The organism is Flavobacterium algoritolerans, from assembly GCF_030010385.1.
In the GTDB taxonomy this organism is placed as follows: domain Bacteria; phylum Bacteroidota; class Bacteroidia; order Flavobacteriales; family Flavobacteriaceae; genus Flavobacterium; species Flavobacterium algoritolerans.
Map to the genome: position 1 here is coordinate 149401 of NZ_JASCRZ010000005.1, position 20796 is coordinate 170196.

Here is a 20796-nt window from a genome sequence, read left to right on the forward strand (position 1 = left end):
ATTACTGACAACTATACAGTATCAATAAAACTTTTTTCAGTATGGTTGAATAATAAAAGGCCAATAAAAAAAACAACGACCGTAACTGTAAGGGTATAAATCATCCCCCAAACAGGTAATTCTCCAACACCCAATAACATATAGCGTGTTGTTTCAATACAATATGCAAGGGGATTGTATTTGACAATCCAGGCATAGTCAGGCATTTTCTCTTGGATTAAATTCATAGGATACACTACGGCTGAAACATACATCAACAACTGCACTCCAAAACCTATTAGATAAGTCAAATCCCTGTATTTAGTGACCAAGGCAGAAATAATCATTCCCAAACCTAAACCTAACACTCCCATTAATACAATAATAAACGGAAAAAATACCGTAGCTCCAGTAAAATAAATAGAAGCCCCTTGAGAATAAAAATAGATATAAAAAGCCAAAAAAATTAACAGTTGAATAACAAACTTAATCAAGTTAGAAATCACTACAGTTAAAGGGGCAATGATGCGTGGAAAATAGACTTTTCCAAATATCCCTGCATTATTACCAAACGTATTCGAGGTACCATTAAGACATGTAGTAAAGTAATTCCAAACCGTTATACTAGCTAAATTAAATAAGAATGGAGGTACTACTCCCGTACTGATTCCGGCAAGATTATTAAAAACAATAGTAAAAGTAATTGAGGTAAACAACGGCTGAATCAAGTACCATAATGGCCCTAAAACCGTTTGCTTATATACGGTCACTACATCCCTTTTTACAAAAAGCATAAGCAAATCACGGTATTGCCAAACTTCTTTAAGATTAAGCGAAAAGAATTTATTTTTTGGCGTTATTTCAAACAGCCATGTGGTATTTGTATGTTTGGTGTGGTTCATGGATTGATGTTAAAACACTGATGTTAATTCTATCAACTCAGGCACAGTCGAGAGATATTTTATTAACTAAAGAGTATCATTACGAAGCAAATATAAATAATTTGCACTTAGTTTTTCCTTAAAAAAAGGACTCCTATCGTATTTGTTTTGAGGCAATATCTTGTTTTAATTAACGAACAAAATGATAATCTTCAAAAACAACGGAATTTCCGGATACGCTTCGCTGCTCTTACTAACAGTATTGCCGGCAAAGCTAAGCTGTTAATAAGAGTTATTTTTCAGCGAATATACTATTCATTTACAAATAACCACAGCAATTCACAACAATCTTACTCACTTGGTGAATCAAATAATAGTTGGAAATTATAAGCTAAAATACAATTCTGAAAGCAATTCATACCTAAGCCATAGATAGCTTATAGGATACAAATAATCAAATGGATTTTTTACTTGATGCAACCTTTTTCCGAACTTAAAAATAAATTTCGTTCAGTTAGTACTCAATAATAAGAACCTGCACATAAAAAGCATGGCAAGTAATTGTAATGCTTTTTGCTTTAAAAATAGCTCCAAATCAGGTATGTAATTCCCGAATTACACACTATACTTCTTGATTCAGAGAATTGTATTATATAGTTTTGTCACCACTTCCCCACTCCATTCCGACAAATCTTCAATCAATAAATCACAAGTTGCAAAATCAAATTTAAGATGTATTTAATAATCTGAATAGTTATTTCAGGACGGGACATTCTTTACAACTTTGATTTCGTTCTCAAATGTAAAAGCAATGCTTGTGCAATAATTAAACCCTTAGCGAGCCACGAAATGCTCTGGCAGAATAGTAGGATTCCGCACCGTTATGATACACAAATACAGTATTGTAGCGATAATCGCAAAAAAGTGCTCCGCCTAGTTTTCTAATCTCAGAAGGTGTTTTGACCCAGCTCGACGTTGTAGTATCAAAATTTCCAAGTTGTTGCAACTCTAGATACTGCGCTGCAGTTAAAAGTTCAATGCCCATGGCATTAGCCATACTAATAGCACTCGTTGCTGGTTTATGTTCTTTTCTTGACTCCAGCGCCTCGGGATCGTAACAAATACTTCTGCGACCTTTAGGACTTTGTGCGGAACAATCATAAAAAACATACTGATCTGTCTCTATATCATAACCCACAACATCAGGTTCACCAGCGGTTCTTTCCATTTCATGCAGCGACCACAGTTTTTCCATCCCGAAGCTTTCGGAAGCATCGAACTTTGCTTGTACTCTAGCCCATTCAATACCTTCGTGGCGGTTCCTGTTTTTCTCAAAACGATGCTCTAATACGTGGAGTAGTTCGGAACATTGTGCTGCCGACAACTCTTTTTTATTTCCCATTGTCATAGTGTGTTATTTTAAGTGACGTACAATAATCGTGGAATTGATTTTCCATTTCGCGCTACCCGATTTTTTAATCTCGCTATCAATATCTCCGCTAGGTAGCAGCTTTAAAAAGAGCTAAATTCTTTCAAAAAGAATTTGGATCTAGAATCCAAAAAAAGCAGTAGCAGGCTAAACCCCAAAGCAAAGGGAGGTCGCAGCAATGATCCGAAATAAATAGTATCATTTGTTTTTTAAATTCATTTCCGCTTCACAACTAAGCTACCTGCAAAATAAGCCATAGGAATATAAGCTCCTACTAGGTCGACAATAGTAAACCAAGTGGGCGAAGGAAGCATAAAAACACTGACAATCCCTCCCAACAGGAAAAAGACACCAATACTGAGTGCCAATTTCATTTTATGGGTTTCCGCTAGTAAAGCTGCCACAAATGCTCCCACAAAAGTCCCTAACGCATGGGCTAAAAACGGAAAAATAAAATGCTTGGGTTGGAATAAATGTATGGATGCTTTCAAACCTTCTGTAGTGGTAACATCAGCACCTTCTGGCGGAGCTATGATGGAACCACTAATCAGGATAATTCCCATATTTACGGAACTGCCAATGACAATTCCTGCTAGGAGTGCTAAAATGTTTTTAATGATTGGATTCATACTCGTTTTTTTAGTTATTAAGTTTGATGTACTCTATAGTTCATTTCTTGTCAATCGTATCACTTGGTTGCCAACTTGTTTGCCTATAACATCACCGTGCACCTAATCATTTGTAACAACTATCAACACTACTTTTTATAGCTTTTTCATTAAAAACTCACCTAAACCCATCTTTAATAATAAACGGCTCCCTGTTAATTCAAGAATGATAAACTCGTATTTTTCTTTTCCTGTGTTTAAAACTATCGATTTTGAATTAGTGGAAAGCAACCAATTTCCATTCATATTTTCTCCAAAAGCAAAAGCAACGAAGTCACCATTAGGTCTAAATTCAAAGGTCATTTTATTAATTATATCTGATTTCAAGGTTTTTCTGCCAAGGTCGTCTATACCTTTATTCAAAGCTTCTTTGAAAATCCATTTTCCTTCTAATAGTTTAGAATTTTGTGCATTTGAAGTGGTGTAAAATCCGATAAAGAGAAATAATGTAATTAATTTAAGCATGCTTTTTGATTTAATATAAAATACTATTCAACCTATAAATGATACAATGTAAATTATTTTGGGGGTTTAATGTATTACTGCTAACGCTAGTATAGAAAACCCTAATTTTATGGCATTGTTTTGAGGATTGAATGTAAAGAAGTAAAATTATACCATATAATACTCGGCATTTTCAGCATTTACAATGTCAATCGGTAAAACAATCATTTCAGGAATTTCTTTCTGAAAGAGAAAATGTTCCACTAAAGAAGTTATTCCCAGATAGGCTTGTCTTTTCTGATTTTGATGAATCATAAAATCAATTACGCCTTGATTCAAATAAGCAACATTTTCAGCAATTAAATCGTAACCAACAACTCTAATTTTTTTACTTTTAAAGTCGCTAATTATTTTAGCGATTTGATACGCTTTAGAAGTAGTAACAAAAATTCCTGTGACCTCTGGGTTTTCATTCAAGAAAGTATTGAAACTAATTTCAACATTTGGATTTTTTAATTTTAAAGTGGTAATAGTATATGCTGAATTTTCTTTCTCATCAAAATAATTTCTAAAACCCCGTTCTTTTTCCTGCATGTGAATTGCATTTTTGTAGGTTTCATCAATATGAACAATAGCAATTTGACCATTACCGGTAATCGAATCTATTAATTTTGCTGCCACTCGCCCACTTCGGAATAAATCCTGACCAACGAAACTTTTCACAAAACTGGATTCGACTTGGTTATTAAAAGTATTCACAATAATATTCAAGGAATGGTATTTTTCTATAACATCTACAGTTTCTTTATGGAATAAAGGCGCTAGCAAAACGGCATCGGGAGATAATTCTAATACGGCTGCATTCGTTTTTAAAAAAGACTTCTTCTTTTCCGGATTGAAATAAAAGGTTTCAATAACGAGATTATAAGCTTTAAATTCTTTCACAGCATCATCAATGCCATTGAGGCAAGGAAGCCAATAGGGATCCATTTTTGGATCAGGAAGCAGAATACAAATACGATAAATTTTATTGTTTTTTAAATTCCTGGCAATAAGATTTGGTTCGTAGTCTATTACTTTTAAAACTTCGGTGACCTTTTCCAGAGCGGCTGGTGACACTTTTCCTCTTTTATGCAAGACTCTGTCAACAGTCCCTTTCGAAACGCCAGCTAATTTAGCAATATCCTTTATCGTATATTTTTTATCCATAATGAGCAAATATATAAAAACTTTGGTTTGTTTTTTTTGTAAGACTTAATTAACAAAAGAGAATTTAGTTGAGAAGTAACATCCTTTTGTTTTGAATCCCAATCTATTTTCAAGTATGCTTTTTTATATAATTTAAAAATGTGCTCGATAACATAAATAAAGTGTGTTCGAGCACATTTATTATTTTTTACTTGTTTTATTAGAATTTAATCTATAGTTTCGTAAAGTAAAAACGAATTAAATAGTTAGCATTACAACTAAAATCTTACTTAAAATTCAGAATAACAGCCTTTTAACACCCGTAAAAAGTGAAAGAAATTATATCATTAGCTCCTGGACGAACGTGCCTCTTTGGAGATCATCAAGATTATTTAGGTTTACCGGTGATTGCCTGTGCGATTAATCGAAATATAAAATTAACGGCAGTGCAAAATGACACTGCAGTTTTCAGATTAAATATGGATGATATTAATGAAGTCAGGATCATTGATATTCATGCTACTTTTTCGGAATTAGCGCCTCGAGATTATTTTGCCTCTTCCCTGAGAGTGTTGAGAAGACAGGGTTGCATCCCAACTGTAGGATACGACATCACCATAAAAGGAGACATACCTATCAATTCCGGAACCTCAAGCTCATCCGCTTTGCTATTAGCGTGGATTAATTTTTTGATTACAGCTTTTGGAGTTGATGATGAAATAACCCCTGAATTTATTGCAAAAATGGGGTATGCTTCTGAAGTTTTAGAGCACGGAGAACCCGGCGGAATGATGGATCATTACAGCATCGGAGTGGGTAATATTGTTCACATCAATACCAAAGATCCTTTTTCATACACCATCATTGGAACCGAGTTGAAAGGCTTAATAACCGGAGTTTCAGGTGTACCCAAAGAAACGATTGGTTTGATTGGAGAATTAAAAGGAAATGCATTAATAGCAATTGATACTATCAAACAAAGTTTTACAGATTTTGATTTAAATACATCCGAAATAGAAGATTTAGATAAATACCATAATTACTTACCGGACCGATTGATTCCTTATTTTGAAGCGGCCATCAAGAATTACCATTATACAAAAGAGGCTTTAAAAGAATTTGAAAAACCAACTCCAGACTTGAAGAAGATTGGTACTTTGATGAATCAGCATCACGCTGTTTTAAGAGATTTATTAAAAATAACAGTCCCTAAAATTGACGCGATGATCAATGCCGCATTAAAAGCTGGGGCGTATGGGGCTAAAATAGTGGGTTCAGGTGGCGGCGGTAGTATTGTCGTACTGGCTGAACCGGGAAATGAAGCTCCTGTAGTAGCAGCAATACTGGCAGCAGGCGCAATAGAAGCCTATACCGTAACTGTTGATCCTGGCGTGAGAATACTAGAAAACAGTAAAATTTTAAAGAATTAAGTATGCATGACAATCTAATTATTTTGGCCGGTGGCGCTTCTTCCAGAATGAAAAAACAAGTTGCAGTGGCTAACCTGAGCGAAGAAGAAATTGCGCAAGCGAATGAAAGAAGTAAAGGATTAATTGGTGTTGGACCAAACGGAAGACCATTATTGGATTACCTTTTATTAAATGCTAAAAAAGCAGGTTATAAAAACATCTATATTATTATTGGAGAACAAGGCGATTTATTTAAAGAGTTTTATGGAAGCGATAACAGCAATAATAACTTTAATGGCTTGACGATTTCTTTTGCAACGCAACACATTCCTGAAGGAAGAATAAAACCATTTGGCACCGCTGATGCTTTATTTCAAGCAGTGGAGCAATATCCGGATTTGAATACTCAAGAGTATACGGTTTGCAATAGCGATAATTTATATTCTACTGAAGCCTTATATGCGCTTAGAGAAACCAATAGTCAAAATGCATTTATTAGTTATAATCGGGATGCTTTGGAGTTTCCGTCAGAGCGAATTTCTCGTTTTGCCATAGCGAAACTCAGTAAAAACAATCAATTATTAGACATTCTTGAAAAACCAACTGCCGAAGTTTTAGAAAACTACAAAGATGCCGAAGGAAAATTGAGAGTGAGTATGAACGCTTTTAAATTTAACGGAGCGCTTTTATATCCGTATCTGAAAAACTGTCCCGTTCATCCTGAAAGAGACGAAAAAGAATTACCAACGGTACTGTTGAACGCACTAAAAGAGCATCCTGATACCACATTAGGAATTCCGTTTTCGGAACATGTTCCAGATTTAACAGCAAAAGAAGACATCGCGGAGGTAAAAGCCTATTTAAAAAAACACTATCCAGTACTCAACTGGGAATAGTAAAACCTATAAACAAATAACATGTCACAAAGTAAAAGCACCATAAATAATAAACCCGGGAATACATTAATTCCGATGGTTATTCTAACCTCATTATTTTTCATTTTAGGATTCGTAACTTGGTTGAATGGCCCACTAATTCCATTTTTCGAATTAGCGTGCGAGTTGTCTCAATCTCAGGCTTATTTTGTGGCTTTTGCCTTTTATATTGCGTATTTTGTAATGGCGATTCCCTCCTCTTGGGTCATAGAAAAAGTAGGCTATAAAAACGGCGTTTCGGTAGGATTAGTGGTAATTGCTTTTGGAGCATTTATGTTTTACCCTGCAGCCGAAGCACGCACTTTTCTCCTGTTTCTGGTGGCTTTATTTGTTATGGGAACTGGTTTGGCAATTTTGCAAACGGCAGCAAATCCTTATGTAGTTGTTATTGGTCCCAGAGAAAGTGCTGCAGCACGAATTAGTGTGTTAGGGATTGCCAATAAATTAGCAGGATTTATAGCACCGCTGGTGTTGACAGCTTTGGTGCTGTCAAACATGCAAGAGTATACGGCCGATAAAATTGCCGTACTGGATTTCGCCACTAAATCTGCCGTATTAGATTCCCTTGCGCTACAATTACAAACTCCGTATTTATACATGGGAGCTATTATTCTTGTCTTGGCCACTTTAGTCAAACTGTCTCCGTTGCCGGAAATTGATCTGGATGAAGATGGAAAAGTATTAAATCAAAGCGTTTTTAAACAGATTGTAAATGCTTTTAAATATCCTCAATTAGTTTTAGGTGTAATCACCTTGATGTTATACTTGGCTGCCGAGGTTTTAGCGGGAGATTCAATTGGTGGCTTCGGAAAACAACTAGGCGTTTATGGTGAAGATGGTAATTTTTATTTAAAACTAACTTCATTTACCATGACAGCAATGGTAATAGGATATATTTTAGGAATCACATTAATTCCTAAATATATTTCCCAAGTTACTGCACTAAAAGCTTCCGGTATTCTTGGATTGCTGTTAGTGATTTTAATTGTGTTAATATCCCCAACTATAACGGTTCAATTGCCTGGTATTCCAGTTTTACCTGTAGTCATTATTTTAGTCGCACTATTGGGACTTTCTAATGCACTTTGTTGGCCTGCAATATGGCCGATGGCACTTCAGGATTTGGGAGGATATACTAAAATAGCCAGCGCCATATTGATTATGGGTATCATTGGAGGTGCAATTTTCCCATTGCTTTATGGTTATTTAGTGGAAACCATCAACTTGACTAACGAAGCCAATGGAGTTGCAGAAACAGCAAAAAGTGGGAATCAAATTGCGTATTTAATTTTAGTGCCTTCTTATTTAATGATTATATTTTATGCTTTTAAAGGACACAAATACCGAAGCTGGTCCAGAAAATAATACTCGATTACGATTATAAAATAAATTAAAAATAAAACTGACAATGTTAAAAAGTAGTATAGATAAGGCGACAGGTTTCGAAAAAAGATTCGAGAATATAGGTACCATAGTTTTTGAAAATTCAACCGAAGCATCCAAAGCGGTTGCACAACAAATAGCAACACTTATCAAGTCAAAACAAGAGAATCAGGAATCCTGCATATTAGGCTTGGCAACAGGGTCTTCGCCCAAAGGATTGTATGCTGAATTAGTGCACCTGCACAAAGAAGAGGGACTGAGTTTCAAAAATGTAATTACATTCAACTTAGACGAATATTACCCAATGGAACCGGATTCTATAAACAGCTATGTGCGATTTATGAAAGAATTACTGTTGGATCAAGTGGATATCCTACCCGAAAATTATCATATTCCAGATGGAACGTTATCCAAAGAAGAAATTGCGGATTATTGTGCTAATTATGAAGCGAAAATAGAAGCTTTGGGTGGCATTGATTTGCAGATTTTAGGAATTGGCGGAAACGGTCATATTGGGTTCAATGAATCTGGTTCTTTACAGAATTCAAAAACAAGATTGGTGGCATTAGATCACATTACCAGAGTGGCGGCAAGTGGCGATTTTTCTGGATTGGGCAATACACCCAGAACAGCAATCACGCTTGGAGTTAAAAAAATAATGGAAGCCAAACAAGTGATCCTAATGGCTTGGGGCGAAGGAAAATCGAACATCATTAAAGCTTCTGTTGAAGGAACCGTAACCAATCAAATTCCTGCGTCCTTTTTGCAAGAGCACAATAATGCTGTTTTTGTTTTAGATAAAGAAGCTTCTTCAAAACTAACACGAATTAATAGGCCTTGGTTAGTGGAGAAAATTGTTTGGACAGATCGATTGACCAGAAAAGCAGTATTAGGGTTGGCACTTGATTTAAAGAAGCCTATTTTGATGCTTACGGATGCAGATTATATTGAGAACGGAATGAGCGATTTATTGGCTGATTCAGGTCCAGCGTACGACATCAACATCAAAATATTTAATAAATTACAAAATACAATCACCGGATGGCCGGGAGGAAAACCAAATGCGGAGGACTCCAATAGACCTGAAAGAGCGGAACCGGCTAGAAAAAGAGTGCTGATTTTTAGTCCGCATCCGGATGATGATATTATCAGTATGGGAGGAACTTTTATGCGATTGCAACAACAAGGGCATGAAGTGCATGTGGCCTACCAAACCTCTGGAAATATTGCTGTTGCTGATGATGAGGCACTACGATTTGCCAGATTCGTTTGTGACTACAATGAAAAATTTGGAATAAAAAGTAGTGAAGCAGAGGATATTTATAAAAAATCGATAGCATTTCTTAAAAATAAAAAAGCAAGTGAAATAGACATTCCTGAAGTGCGCTACTTGAAAGGATTGATTCGAAAAGGAGAAGCGCGTTCCACCAGTAATTTCGTTGGTTTGCCGGATGAGCAAATTCACTTTATGGAACTGCCTTTCTATGAAACAGGAACGATTGAGAAAAAACCTTTGGGAGAAATAGACATCCAGTTTACCATGGATCTTATCGAGAAAATACAACCGCATCAAATATATGCCGCAGGTGATTTAGCGGATCCGCATGGAACGCATAAAGTATGTTTGGATGCCATTTTTGAAGCAGTAAAACGATTGAAATCAAAAGATTTCATGAAAGATTGCTGGGTTTGGTTGTACAGAGGTGCTTGGCAGGAATGGGGAATCGACGAAATTGAAATGGCAGTACCCATGAGTCCGGATCAGGTATTAGAAAAAAGACACGGGATTTTCAAGCACCAATCTCAAAAAGACGGCGTTGTATTCCAGGGGTCTGATGCCAGAGAATTTTGGCAAAGAGCAGAAGATAGAAATAGGGAAACTGCAGAATTATATGTACAATTAGGATTGTCTAATTATGCTGCAATGGAGGCTTTTGTCAGATGGCATTATTAAAAACAGATCAATCACTGCTACTCTCGCAAAATTTTGGAACGCTCCAAAAAACCATAATTTTATAAGGGAAGAATGAATACTTTAAACTACCAAATGAAATCATCCTGCTTCGGAGTTACTTTTTTAGTCCTTTTTCAATAGTACAGAAACCAGCGATGAATAAAATTTAGATGCATAAAAAGAGGCTGCCTTTTCGGACTGCCTCTTTTTATGTAACATATTTAGACTAATTATCAAAACCGTCAGTTCGAGTGTTTTTTGTGTAGTAAAATGGAACAAAAAATATATCGAAAACCGTTTGTAATGAAATTTTCCTTGTTATCGATACGATTTTCTATCGAAAACCACTCGAACTGACGAAAAAGTATCATCAAAAACTAATTACACCCAACGATCTAATTATTATTCGTTTTCTTTAAAATAATTAGCGCCCCACATATCATATCTTTTTTTCATAGTCTCAATTTTAGTTTGAAAAGCAGGCCAATTTTTATTTTCCTTCGGCGACCATAATACTTCGCTAAGGGCACTCAAACGCGGGAATATCATATATTCTACTTTGGCAGGATTTTCCATATATTCTGTCCACACATTTCCTTGGGCACCCAGTACATATTTAGCCTGTTGCTCATTCAATTCTTTAGGAATAGGCTCATAACTGTATATTTTTTCCAATGAGGTAAAACCTCCAATAGTAACTTCTTTTTCATTTTTTGTTTGGGAATGATCCAGATAAACGTGGCTTCCAGGAGTCATAATCACCTGATGGTTTTCTTTGGCAGCGGCTATACCACCAGCTTCACCTCTCCAGCTCATAACAATTGCATTTGGAGCCAGACCACCCTCTAATATTTCGTCCCAACCTATCAAAGTTCTTCCTTTTTTATTAATGTATTTTTCCATGCGTTGGATAAAATAGCTTTGAAGTTCGTGCTCATCCTTCAAGCCTTTCTCTTTTATCAGCTGTTGACAAAATTCACTTCTTTTCCAAGCATCTTTAGGAGATTCATCGCCACCAACATGGATGTATTTTGAAGGAAACAAAGCCATTACCTCATCAAGAACATCTTCAAGAAAGTTGAAAGTATATTCGGTTGGAGCATACACATCGGTAAAAACACCCCAAGTTTCCTGAACCAGTTTTACCCTGCCATTTGCTAATTCCTGTTTGCTTTTCTCAGAAATCATGGTAGCCGGTATAACTGTTTTTTCATTCGGGAAACAACTCAACATCGGATAAGCTGCAATGGCGGCACTGCTATGACCCGGCATTTCAATTTCTGGTACTACCGTAACAAATCGGTCAGAAGCATACTTCACAATATCTTTTACTTCCTCTTGGGTATAAAAACCTTCTTCAGGTGTATTATCACTTCCTTTACCCGGATACCTTCCTATGATAGATCCATTTCTTTTAGAACCTATTTGAGTCAATCTAGGATATTTTTTTATTTCAATTCTCCAACCCTGATCTTCGGTTAGGTGCCAATGGAAATAATTCATTTTATGCAAGGCTAGGTAATCAATATATTTTTTAACGAATGAAACCGGTAAAAAATGACGGCTTACATCCAACATCGAACCTCTATAGCCAAAACGTGGTTCATCTTTTACCTGTACCAAAGCAATCTTTAGATTGTTACTTTTCTCTGTAGAAAGCAATTGAATTAATGTTTGCATGCCATAAAAAGTTCCTTGATTTGAATTCCCTTCAATCAATACGCCGTCCTTATCCGATTTTAAACTATAACCTTCTCCCTTAAGCCCATCAATATTTTGAATACTATTCAAAACAATGCTGTTCTTAGAAGCTTTTTGAACTACTGCTAATTCAAATCCATAATACTCCAATAAATAAGTATTGAAGAAGGCTGCCGTAGCTTTATCCCCTTTGTTGGCAACCACCAGGCTTGTTTTAGGGCTAATAACAAAACTGCCCGTATTAGTAATAACTTCGGCTGGCTGAGGAATGATTTTTACTTCTTGAGCAAATGAGAATGAGCTGCATAAAAGAAGCGAAAAGAAAAATGATCGTACCATATTTACGTTTTTTATTAATAGTATTATTTTAAATTTCACACAGTCCTCATCTGTTTAAGAACTAATTTCTAAATTAGTTTTTTACTGCCTAAATAGCAAAAAACTAGATGAATATTTTTTACTTCTAACCTCCCTGTCCTTTATGCAATGCTATATATTTGTCTAATTTTAGTTTTAAGAGGGTTATTTATCTTAAACTACCGCACTATCTTTTTTAAAGGTATTGATAGCTAAAATTGAAACATCCAAACGGATATAAAAGTATTTGTTCAACGTACAAAAGAGAGTAACACATAATGTATTACCCTCTTTTTTTTGCTAATTGGTATTCATTTTTATTTAGAGAACTCTAAACCTTTTAATTTTTGCCAACCTCCACGAGTGAAATCAGGAATCTCCACTGGTGCAGAATTATTATCCAGAGATTTTTCTGTTAACGGTCCAAGACAAGACCATTCCGCCAAATCATACACATCCATATCCAGTGGAAGTCCGTTTTGTAAACAATAAATCAAGCGATAATCCATTATAAAGTCCATCCCGCCATGACCGCCAACTTTTTTGGCTTTTTCCTCTATTCCAGCTACAATTGGGTGTTTGTATTTTTCCATCAAAGCTTTTTTCACATCAGCAGGCACAAAACTGTGGGCATTCAATTTTTCATGATTTGGTGTAATATCTGAACCTACAGATTTAGAATCCAAGGCATATCCTTCTAAAGGATATTTGTTTGCAAAACCCTTAGTTCCGCTAATCTGATACATACGACTGTAAGGACGTGGTGAAGTCACATCATGTTGAATTTGGATTGTTTTTCCCTTTTCGGTACGAATCATAGTCATTGTGTGATCCCCGTTTCTAAAATCTGTCACTTCTATTCCTGATTTTTCTTTAATATAAGCAGGATTACCAACGGCTTTAGTATCCATAGAAACTAAAAAATTCATTTTGTCACCGCGGTGAATATTCAAGGCTTGACATGCTGGTCCCATTCCATGGGTCGCATAAATATCGCCACGGTGTTTTCTATTGTAATCCATACGCCAGTTATTCCAATATTCGCCCCAGAACGGTTGAAGTCCGTGGATATAAGCCCCTTCAGCATGCATAATTTCTCCAAACAATCCTTGTTGAGCCATATTTAATGTCGTCAATTCAAAGAAGTCATACACACAATTCTCCAATTGCATACAGTGCTTACGTGTTTTTTCAGAAGTATTAATTAAGTCCCAAATTTCTTCCATAGTCATGGCACCAGGAACTTCAATGGCTACATTTTTACCATCTTTCATGGCTTGAACGCCAATTTTTGCATGGTTTTTCCAATCTGTTGCTACATATACAAGATCTACATTTGGAAGTGCCGTTACTTTTCTCCAAGCATTTTCATCCCCAAAAAATTCTTTTGCTTTAGGAAGTCCCGCTTTAGTAAGAATTTCGTTTGCCGATTTGGTGTTGGTTTCTAGCATATCGCACAATGCAACAATCTCTACTCCCGGAATATGTGTCATACGTTCTACCGCACCTGGACCACGCATTCCTAAACCGATGAACGCAATACGAACCGTAGGAATGGGAGCTGTAGCAAGACGCAAAACATCCGTTTGTCCTTTAGCACGTTTTGGAGCCGGGGTTTTAATCATTTGAGCCGATACATTTGCCCATCCTAAAAAAAGAAAGGAAATAAGTAGCAATTTAAAAATACTGGTTTTCATAATTTTATTTATTTATTTAAAAAAAGGTAGATAATCAAGCTCTAGATTACCCATTTTGTAATACTTTATTATTTTTTTTAGCTTAATCAGTGAGTACTCTTTAAGGTAATACACTAAAATCAATATCAGGTCTTTTCTGATGTAACGGTCTTGTAAAAACGCTTTGTGCTTTGGTAAAATTATTAAAAAAGCCTCCGTTTTTCAAATAGAACGATTCGTTATTTAGTAAGCCACCGGAATAATCCATACGATATCCAATAGTACCCGTGTTATCTGTTGTGAATTTTGCGGAGTTAATCTCTGTCCAATTTCCGTTAGCGTCACAATACCATTGATTATTGAATAATACTTCGCGAGATTTATTCCCTTGTTCCGGAGAAAAATTTTCTAAGAACGAATGAAATCGCTTTAAATAAGTATTGGTTTCCGGACGGTTAAAGCTGGCTATTAATTGCCATTGGTTTAATTCGGGTGCAAAAAAGTAAGCGGTATAGGTTGTCGAATTATCGTTTTGCGGAACTCCACGAAGTAAAAACTGATACGTGTTTCCAGCAATCCAATTGTACTTCAAATAACTTTGTCCACCGGAACCTTCATTGCCAAATTCTCCTGTTGTTACTCCTGCTCCTTTTTTAAGGAGTTTAATTTTTTTAGAATCTGGAATAGTTGCCGGATCATCCGTTACAAATGGGCTCCAAACAGAGAATAATACTCTGCGCTCTGTATCCGAATTAACTTGAATACCAAAATAGCCTTCTGCGAAACCATTTGCCATATAATAAGAACCTATAATATCCTGGCCTTTTGGCACCGTAACTTCGTTGTAAAACCATTCTATAGTTGCATCTGTTGGTACTTGATAATTTAAGTGTACGGAAGGCCCTCGTCTTCCCCAATGATAAAAACTACCTTCGTCATTTTGAACAAATGCAATTTTGTCTTTAGCAATCGAGCTGTTAATTGTTACTCTTGAAATAGAAGGAAAATTACTTTTATTCTTGCTGATTCCTTTTATTTTTAAAGCAACATAACCTGGTTCAGTAATTTCCCAACGTCCTATTTGGTAAGAATCTTTTTTAGTGTCGTTGAATTCAACTCTCTTGGATTCATTGTTGATAGTGAATTCTAAAGTTGATTTCCCAAGAACTGCCAATGACTCCTTGTTTATGGAAAATTGGAAGACTCCCGGCTCAGAAATTCGAAAATAAGCAGTAAAATATTCTTCAGAATTGGTCCAATACTCGATTCCATTTTTTGTAATGGTTTCAATTTCCGCAAAGGGAGTTGAACTAAAAGCATTTCCACCAAGAGGTAAAGAAATTTCGGATATCATTTTAGAATCATAGGCATCATCAAAATCACTATTTCTACCATTATTACTACAAGAGGTAAGTGGAATCAATAATATGATTGCTAATAGTTTTGTAAAGAATCTTTTTTTCATTTATAATTTTTTATACTTATTTCTGTTCAGTAATTCCCTTTTCTGATACCTTTTATTCTTAACCAAATAGACGTTTTAACAACATTATTCTAACCTTCTACTATTGATTTTGGGTTAGCGTTCCGGGATAAGCATTTATTTCTGATTGAGGAATGTACTGTATCACACGCAAACTGGATGCAGGAATATCCTCCATTGCACGGTGTGGCCCTGGATAATTACGCTTCATAGTTTGTCCGTTTCTATATACATCGTAGCCCCTATGTGCTTCGAAAGCTAATTCTAATTGACGCTCTTCATCAATAAGTTGGATCGCATTGGCACTAGTTAATGTAGTATATCCTCCTCCTACAATTGCTCTTTCTCTAACAACATTTAAATTGATACGTGCATTTGTGTAATCTCCTTTTTTCGCATAGGCTTCTGCCATATTCAAATACATTTCTGATAATCTTGAAATGATTGGAGAATGAAGATGCGAATCATTATCCTGTAAAGAACATTTAGTGATATAGTACATTGGATATACGCGGTTCAATAACATCATAAAATCTTTTTCACCAACATACGTTTTTCCTTTATAAACAATAGAATAACTATTCTCAGCAGCATCAACTTCTGTCAGATCGTATTTATCTGTTCCAATATTGATATAGAATGTACCATCAGCATTACGTTTCAATGGTTGTTGCAGATAGTTATAACCCGTTTGTACTCCGCTGGCATTGTAAGAATCATGTACAAAACGGAATGCTTCTGTTTTATTATTTGACGCATCAACTGAATATTGAGGCTCAATAAATGCCCAACGAGCATCATTTTTCTTACCTGACTTACGTAGTAAATCTAAATATTTAGCACTAGCATACATTTCTCCCCAACCTTGTCCTTGTATATTAGCATACATCCCGCCAATACCATAATAATGATCAAAACCGGAAAACTCTGAAGCCACACGTTTTACGGCAAAAATGGTTTCTGTTTGTCCGGCAGCATCAGGAGCAAACGTGTTGTATTTCATAAAATCAGCTCTGCTAAGCAAATTGTAATTCCCGCTTGCAATTACTTTAGTAGCATATTCTATAGCTAGAGAAGCATATTCTTGATTTGGATTTTGGTAGGTACCGCTCATATACAAATATACTCTGGATAGCATTGCTTGTGCAGCTTCTTTGGTTGCATAAGTCGCACTACGTTTTACGGTCATTAGTGTCTCTGCTTTTTTCAAATCATTTATAGCTTGTTGATAACTATCTTTAATTGTGGATCTGTCTGGTAGACGTAAATTATCGATATCAGCAGGCATTCCGTTTACAATAGGTACTCCCAAATTAGACTCAGGGGATTGTGAATAAGGTCTGCCGTAAGTACGAGATAAATAAAAGTAAATCATTCCTCTTAAATAATAGGCTTCTCCCAATTGTTGGTCAATTTGCGCATTTTCACCTTCTGAAATAATTTTTATTAAGTCACTTGATTGTGAAATAATTTTATAACTGTTGTTCCAAAAAACAGATAATCTCCCGTTATCCGGTATGTGTTGGTACGAAATAAAGGAATAGAATGAATCCGTAGATGTTCCACGTATCATAATATTATCACCCGGATATTCTCCTACTCGGTGCATAACGTCAGACCATCCTTTAAGTTGTGCGTAACACCCATTCAAAAGTACTTCGACTGCCGCTTCTTTATCAGCAAGAATTTTATCCTCGGTGTACGAATTAAATGGCTCTCTCTCTAGCTCACAAGAGTATAAGAAACTAATTGTAATGAATAATATAAATATCTTTTTCATGATTTATTTTTTTAAAGAGTAAGATTAAGACCTAATACAAATTTGCGTGTCTGAGGATATACTGATGTTGCAACTCCTGTTATTTGACCATTACTAGGTGGTATCTCAGGATCAACTCCAGAGAAGTGAGAAATTGTAAATAAGTTTTCTGCAGCTACAAATAATCTAAGATTAGAAATATTCAAACGCTCCACATTTAAGTTATATCCTAAAGAAAGGCTTCTCATTTTTAGATAGGTTCCAGTTTCTAAGAAACGGGACGAAGCTTTATTTGAGTTACTTTGATTGTTATAACTCGCTTGAGGATGAGTCGCAATATCTCCCGGTTTTTCCCATCGGCTCCATCCACTGTGAAGATTCATTTGGTTACGATCAGTATATGCCCCATCTGAATCAAATTCTGCTCTGGCATAATTATAAATTTCACCTCCTACAGAATAGGTAAATATGGCCGATAAATCAAAACTCTTATAATCTAAATTTGTTGAAAATCCACCAAAAAACGAAGGGGTATAAGCTCCCATAGCAATTGGTGTTTTTGAAGCATTACTATAACTAAACGTTTTTACACGTTCCCCGTTTGCATTGGTTTCAAACCATTGAGGTCTTCCGGTCTCTGGATCTACACCAGCCCATTCGGTAAGGTACCACGTATCAACGTCTTTTCCTGGAGTCAATAATTTAGAAGCTGAACCGGCAATTCCAGATCCATCGCCCACGATGATTTGCTTTCTTTCACCATAAAGACTGGTTACTTTGTTTTTATTCACGCCAATATTAGCATCAACAGCCCATCTCCAATCTTCGTTTTTAACGATTTCAACATTAAGTGCAGCTTCAAAACCTTTGTTGCTTACTGCCCCAACGTTTTTCCAAATGCTGGTAACTCCAATAACTCCTGGCAAAGGAACTTGATACAATAAACCAGAAGTGTCTTTATCATAATAATCTAAAGTAAGGTTGAATCGTTTTAAAAAACTAATGTCTAAACCAACTCCGGCTGTATATGTTTTTTCCCAACTTAAATCAGGATTTGCAATTTGAGAAATTAGGGCTCCTGGATTTTCATTATAACCTGTCGTTAAAGAATACAAGGCATAATGTGGATAAAGACTGTTTGGTCTGTTTCCTACTGATCCGTAACTGGCTCTAAGTTTTAAGTTTGTAATATAATCTGCTTTAAAAAAGTCTTCTTTATGAATGTTCCATCCACCACTTACGGAGAAGAAATTTCCATATTGTGAATTAACCCCAAAATTTGAAGCTCCGTCACGTCTAAGCGAAACTTGTGCTAAATATTTATTATCATAGGTATAATTCACATTCGACAGTAAAGATTGTACAGCCCATTGTGCTCTGCTTCCTTTTACTTTTTCAGGAATCGAAGCCACATCACCCACTATAAATCCTGGAGCAAATCCAGTAGCAATTCCTACCGTACTTTTTGAATTAAACTCATTCCATTCATATCCCGCAATGGCATTAAAGTCATGCTTTCCGTATGACTTATTGAATTTAAATAATTGATTAGTATACACTCTATTATAAGAACTCATGTAATCCTCAATTCTACCTTTTACAGCTAATCCGCTGGAAGATCTTGGATCTGAATAAGCCATGGAATTTGAATTTGAAAAAATATAGTTGTTTACTGACGTAAATGTTAACCAATCCGTAAGTTTTATATCAAAATCAAAATTACTTCTAACATCATATGCTTCAGATTCGCTGTAGTCCCATTGTAAATCATACAAATAATTAGATCCGGTTGTATTTACCCAAGTAGGATTTGGTTGATTCCCTACCAAAGTACCGTCTGCTAAATAAGGGTTATCCCAAGGCATATTGCCATACATTGCGCCAACGGAATGTTGTCTGTCTAACACGTCTCTGCGCGTAGCATTAATTTGTGGACGGATTGTCAACCAATTATTTACTTTGTAACTAAATTTCAAGAGGGCATTATAACGGGTGTAATCATATCCCCTTATAGCGGCTGTTTCATCATAAACACCAAGAGAAATGTAGCTTTTTAAACTTTCATTACCACCACTTATAGAAAGATTATGATCTGTAGCTAAACCTGTTCTGGTAGCATTATCCCACCAATCAAAATTTTTATTTCTTAATTCAGGAGTCCACCACCATGCATTTGAAAAGTCCTGTTTATTCGAAAAAGAATCATACAAGTCATATAATTCGGCTCCATTCATCAAGTTGAAATTACCGGTATTTAAAGTTGTTGCAGCCATTTTAGTGGAGAAATTGATGGTTGCTTTACCTGATTTTCCACTTTTTGTAGTAACAACAATAACTCCGTTTGCACCTTGCGAACCATATACAGCAGTTGAAGCTGCGTCTTTAAGTATCGTCATGGTTTCTATATCCGAAGGATTAATGCTACCGGCACTACTTCCTACTATAACTCCATCAACTACCCATAAAGGATCAGTGCTTCCGTTTACAGTTGTTTTTCCTCTAATAATTATTTTTCCGGCTTCACCTGGTTGTCCAGATCCAGAGTTTACATAAACTCCTGTAGCTTTTCCTGCTAATAAATTTTCAACAGAAGGAGTTGTCGCATCTGTAAGCTTCTTGTTTGTAATTGTTTGTAATGAACCGGTAAGACTCTCTTTTTTAATCGTACTGTATCCTACAATAACGACTTCATTTAACTTTTGGCCTGTTTCTTTTAAAACAATTTTTAAAGGCCCAACACCAATGGTCACTTCTTGCTCTTCCATTCCAATAAACGAAACGACCAAAGTGTTGTTATTTCCTAATACTTCGATAGAAAAATTACCATCAGCATCTGTCTGAACTCCTATTGTAGTTCCTTTGATAAGTACATTAGCACCAGGAAGAGGCGCGCCACTTTCATCGGTTACTTGTCCTTTTACTATTTTCTGAACTAGTAATAAATTAATATCGTATGATGCAACCGTTTTTATTGTCGAAGCTGTGGAAACTTGAAAAGTTAAAGCTAACAAAGAAAGAAGCGTTAGTTTGATTTCTTTGTGGGACAGATTGTTAATCACTAAATCCCTTGGTTTTTTTTGGGTTAATAATTTCATACTCTTGAAATGGTTTTAGTTAATAATTGTTTGTTGGTTTATTCTGTATTATGTGTTGTATCTATATTTTTTAATGGAGAAAAATGAACGCTGAAAAATTTGATTTATAATTCCTTAACCGAGCTAGTTTTTGTCTAAATCCCCAATCTCGGGTTAAAGCATATTGCAAAATTTATACTCTTATATAATCTTCAAAAAACACTAAATTTTGACCTAATAAAAGAGCCTTTGTTTTTTAACATGTGACGAAACTATAGATTATATTTTTATTAAACAAGGAAAAACATAAAAAATGTGCTCGAACACACAATATTTATGTTCTCGAGCACATAAATATTGCACGAAATGTTTTTTTAGTAATAAAATTCTAGTTTTTTAATAATGGAAGTGGCCCAGATTCTATATCTTTTTTTTGTGTAAAACAGGACATAGTAATTAAATAATAAGAAATTCGG

The 20796-nt window shown here is 35.5% G+C and carries 14 protein-coding genes; 4 read left to right on the top strand and 10 right to left on the bottom strand.

All coding sequences use genetic code 11. From position 1 onward, the window contains the following. Positions 1-11: 11 nt before the first annotated feature. The 5 genes from QLS65_RS11860 to QLS65_RS11880 all read right to left on the bottom strand — a co-directional run bounded on the left by QLS65_RS11860 (position 12) and on the right by QLS65_RS11880 (position 4610). Positions 12-881 carry an ABC transporter permease gene (locus QLS65_RS11860; RefSeq protein ID WP_282717952.1) on the bottom strand — a complete coding sequence of 290 codons (870 nt, stop codon included), beginning with the start codon at positions 879-881 and terminating at the stop codon, positions 12-14. Between the two features lie 805 nt (positions 882-1686). Continuing rightward, the gene (locus QLS65_RS11865; RefSeq protein ID WP_282711659.1) at positions 1687-2262 is read right to left on the bottom strand and encodes a DUF4256 domain-containing protein; all 576 of its coding nucleotides are present in this window, start codon (positions 2260-2262) and stop codon (positions 1687-1689) included. A gap of 242 nt (positions 2263-2504) precedes the next feature. Further along, positions 2505-2918 (bottom strand): hypothetical protein, encoded by a 414-nt coding sequence (locus QLS65_RS11870; RefSeq protein ID WP_282717954.1) that lies wholly within the window; start codon positions 2916-2918, stop codon positions 2505-2507. Between the two features lie 135 nt (positions 2919-3053). After that, positions 3054-3422, bottom strand: coding sequence for a lipocalin family protein (locus QLS65_RS11875; RefSeq protein WP_282717956.1), 369 nt, complete (start codon positions 3420-3422; stop codon positions 3054-3056). Between the two features lie 147 nt (positions 3423-3569). Beyond that, positions 3570-4610 carry a LacI family DNA-binding transcriptional regulator gene (locus QLS65_RS11880; RefSeq protein ID WP_282711664.1) on the bottom strand — a complete coding sequence of 347 codons (1041 nt, stop codon included), beginning with the start codon at positions 4608-4610 and terminating at the stop codon, positions 3570-3572. A gap of 308 nt (positions 4611-4918) precedes the next feature. On the opposite strand from QLS65_RS11880, the gene QLS65_RS11885 reads away from it, so the two are divergent. Genes QLS65_RS11885 through nagB form a run of 4 tightly spaced genes read left to right on the top strand, consistent with a single transcriptional unit; the run spans position 4919 to position 10270 of the window. After that, positions 4919-6019 carry a mevalonate kinase family protein gene (locus QLS65_RS11885; RefSeq protein ID WP_282717958.1) on the top strand — a complete coding sequence of 367 codons (1101 nt, stop codon included), beginning with the start codon at positions 4919-4921 and terminating at the stop codon, positions 6017-6019. A gap of 2 nt (positions 6020-6021) precedes the next feature. Beyond that, positions 6022-6894, top strand: a complete 873-nt coding sequence (locus tag QLS65_RS11890; protein ID WP_282717960.1) for a sugar phosphate nucleotidyltransferase — start codon at positions 6022-6024, stop codon at positions 6892-6894. 21 nt (positions 6895-6915) lie between these two features. Then, the gene (locus tag QLS65_RS11895) at positions 6916-8298 is read left to right on the top strand and encodes a sugar MFS transporter (protein ID WP_282717962.1); all 1383 of its coding nucleotides are present in this window, start codon (positions 6916-6918) and stop codon (positions 8296-8298) included. Positions 8299-8341: 43 nt separating this feature from the next. Beyond that, complete coding sequence (nagB, locus tag QLS65_RS11900) at positions 8342-10270, top strand: glucosamine-6-phosphate deaminase (protein ID WP_282717967.1); 1929 nt, start codon at positions 8342-8344, stop codon at positions 10268-10270. A 402-nt stretch (positions 10271-10672) separates the two neighbouring features. Here nagB and QLS65_RS11905 read toward each other — a convergent pair whose 3' ends face one another. The 5 genes from QLS65_RS11905 to QLS65_RS11925 form a co-directional block, all read right to left on the bottom strand. Continuing rightward, a complete protein-coding gene (locus tag QLS65_RS11905; RefSeq protein ID WP_282717974.1) occupies positions 10673-12310 on the bottom strand; it encodes a beta-N-acetylhexosaminidase in 1638 nt (545 codons plus the stop codon). Positions 12311-12645: 335 nt separating this feature from the next. Next, positions 12646-14025 carry a Gfo/Idh/MocA family protein gene (locus tag QLS65_RS11910; protein ID WP_282717977.1) on the bottom strand — a complete coding sequence of 460 codons (1380 nt, stop codon included), beginning with the start codon at positions 14023-14025 and terminating at the stop codon, positions 12646-12648. A gap of 100 nt (positions 14026-14125) precedes the next feature. Then, complete coding sequence (locus QLS65_RS11915; RefSeq protein WP_282717979.1) at positions 14126-15469, bottom strand: DUF3472 domain-containing protein; 1344 nt, start codon at positions 15467-15469, stop codon at positions 14126-14128. Between the two features lie 100 nt (positions 15470-15569). Beyond that, a complete protein-coding gene (locus tag QLS65_RS11920) occupies positions 15570-17267 on the bottom strand; it encodes a RagB/SusD family nutrient uptake outer membrane protein (RefSeq protein WP_282717981.1) in 1698 nt (565 codons plus the stop codon). An 11-nt stretch (positions 17268-17278) separates the two neighbouring features. Next, complete coding sequence (locus tag QLS65_RS11925) at positions 17279-20341, bottom strand: SusC/RagA family TonB-linked outer membrane protein (protein ID WP_282717984.1); 3063 nt, start codon at positions 20339-20341, stop codon at positions 17279-17281. Between the last annotated feature and the right edge of the window lie 455 nt (positions 20342-20796).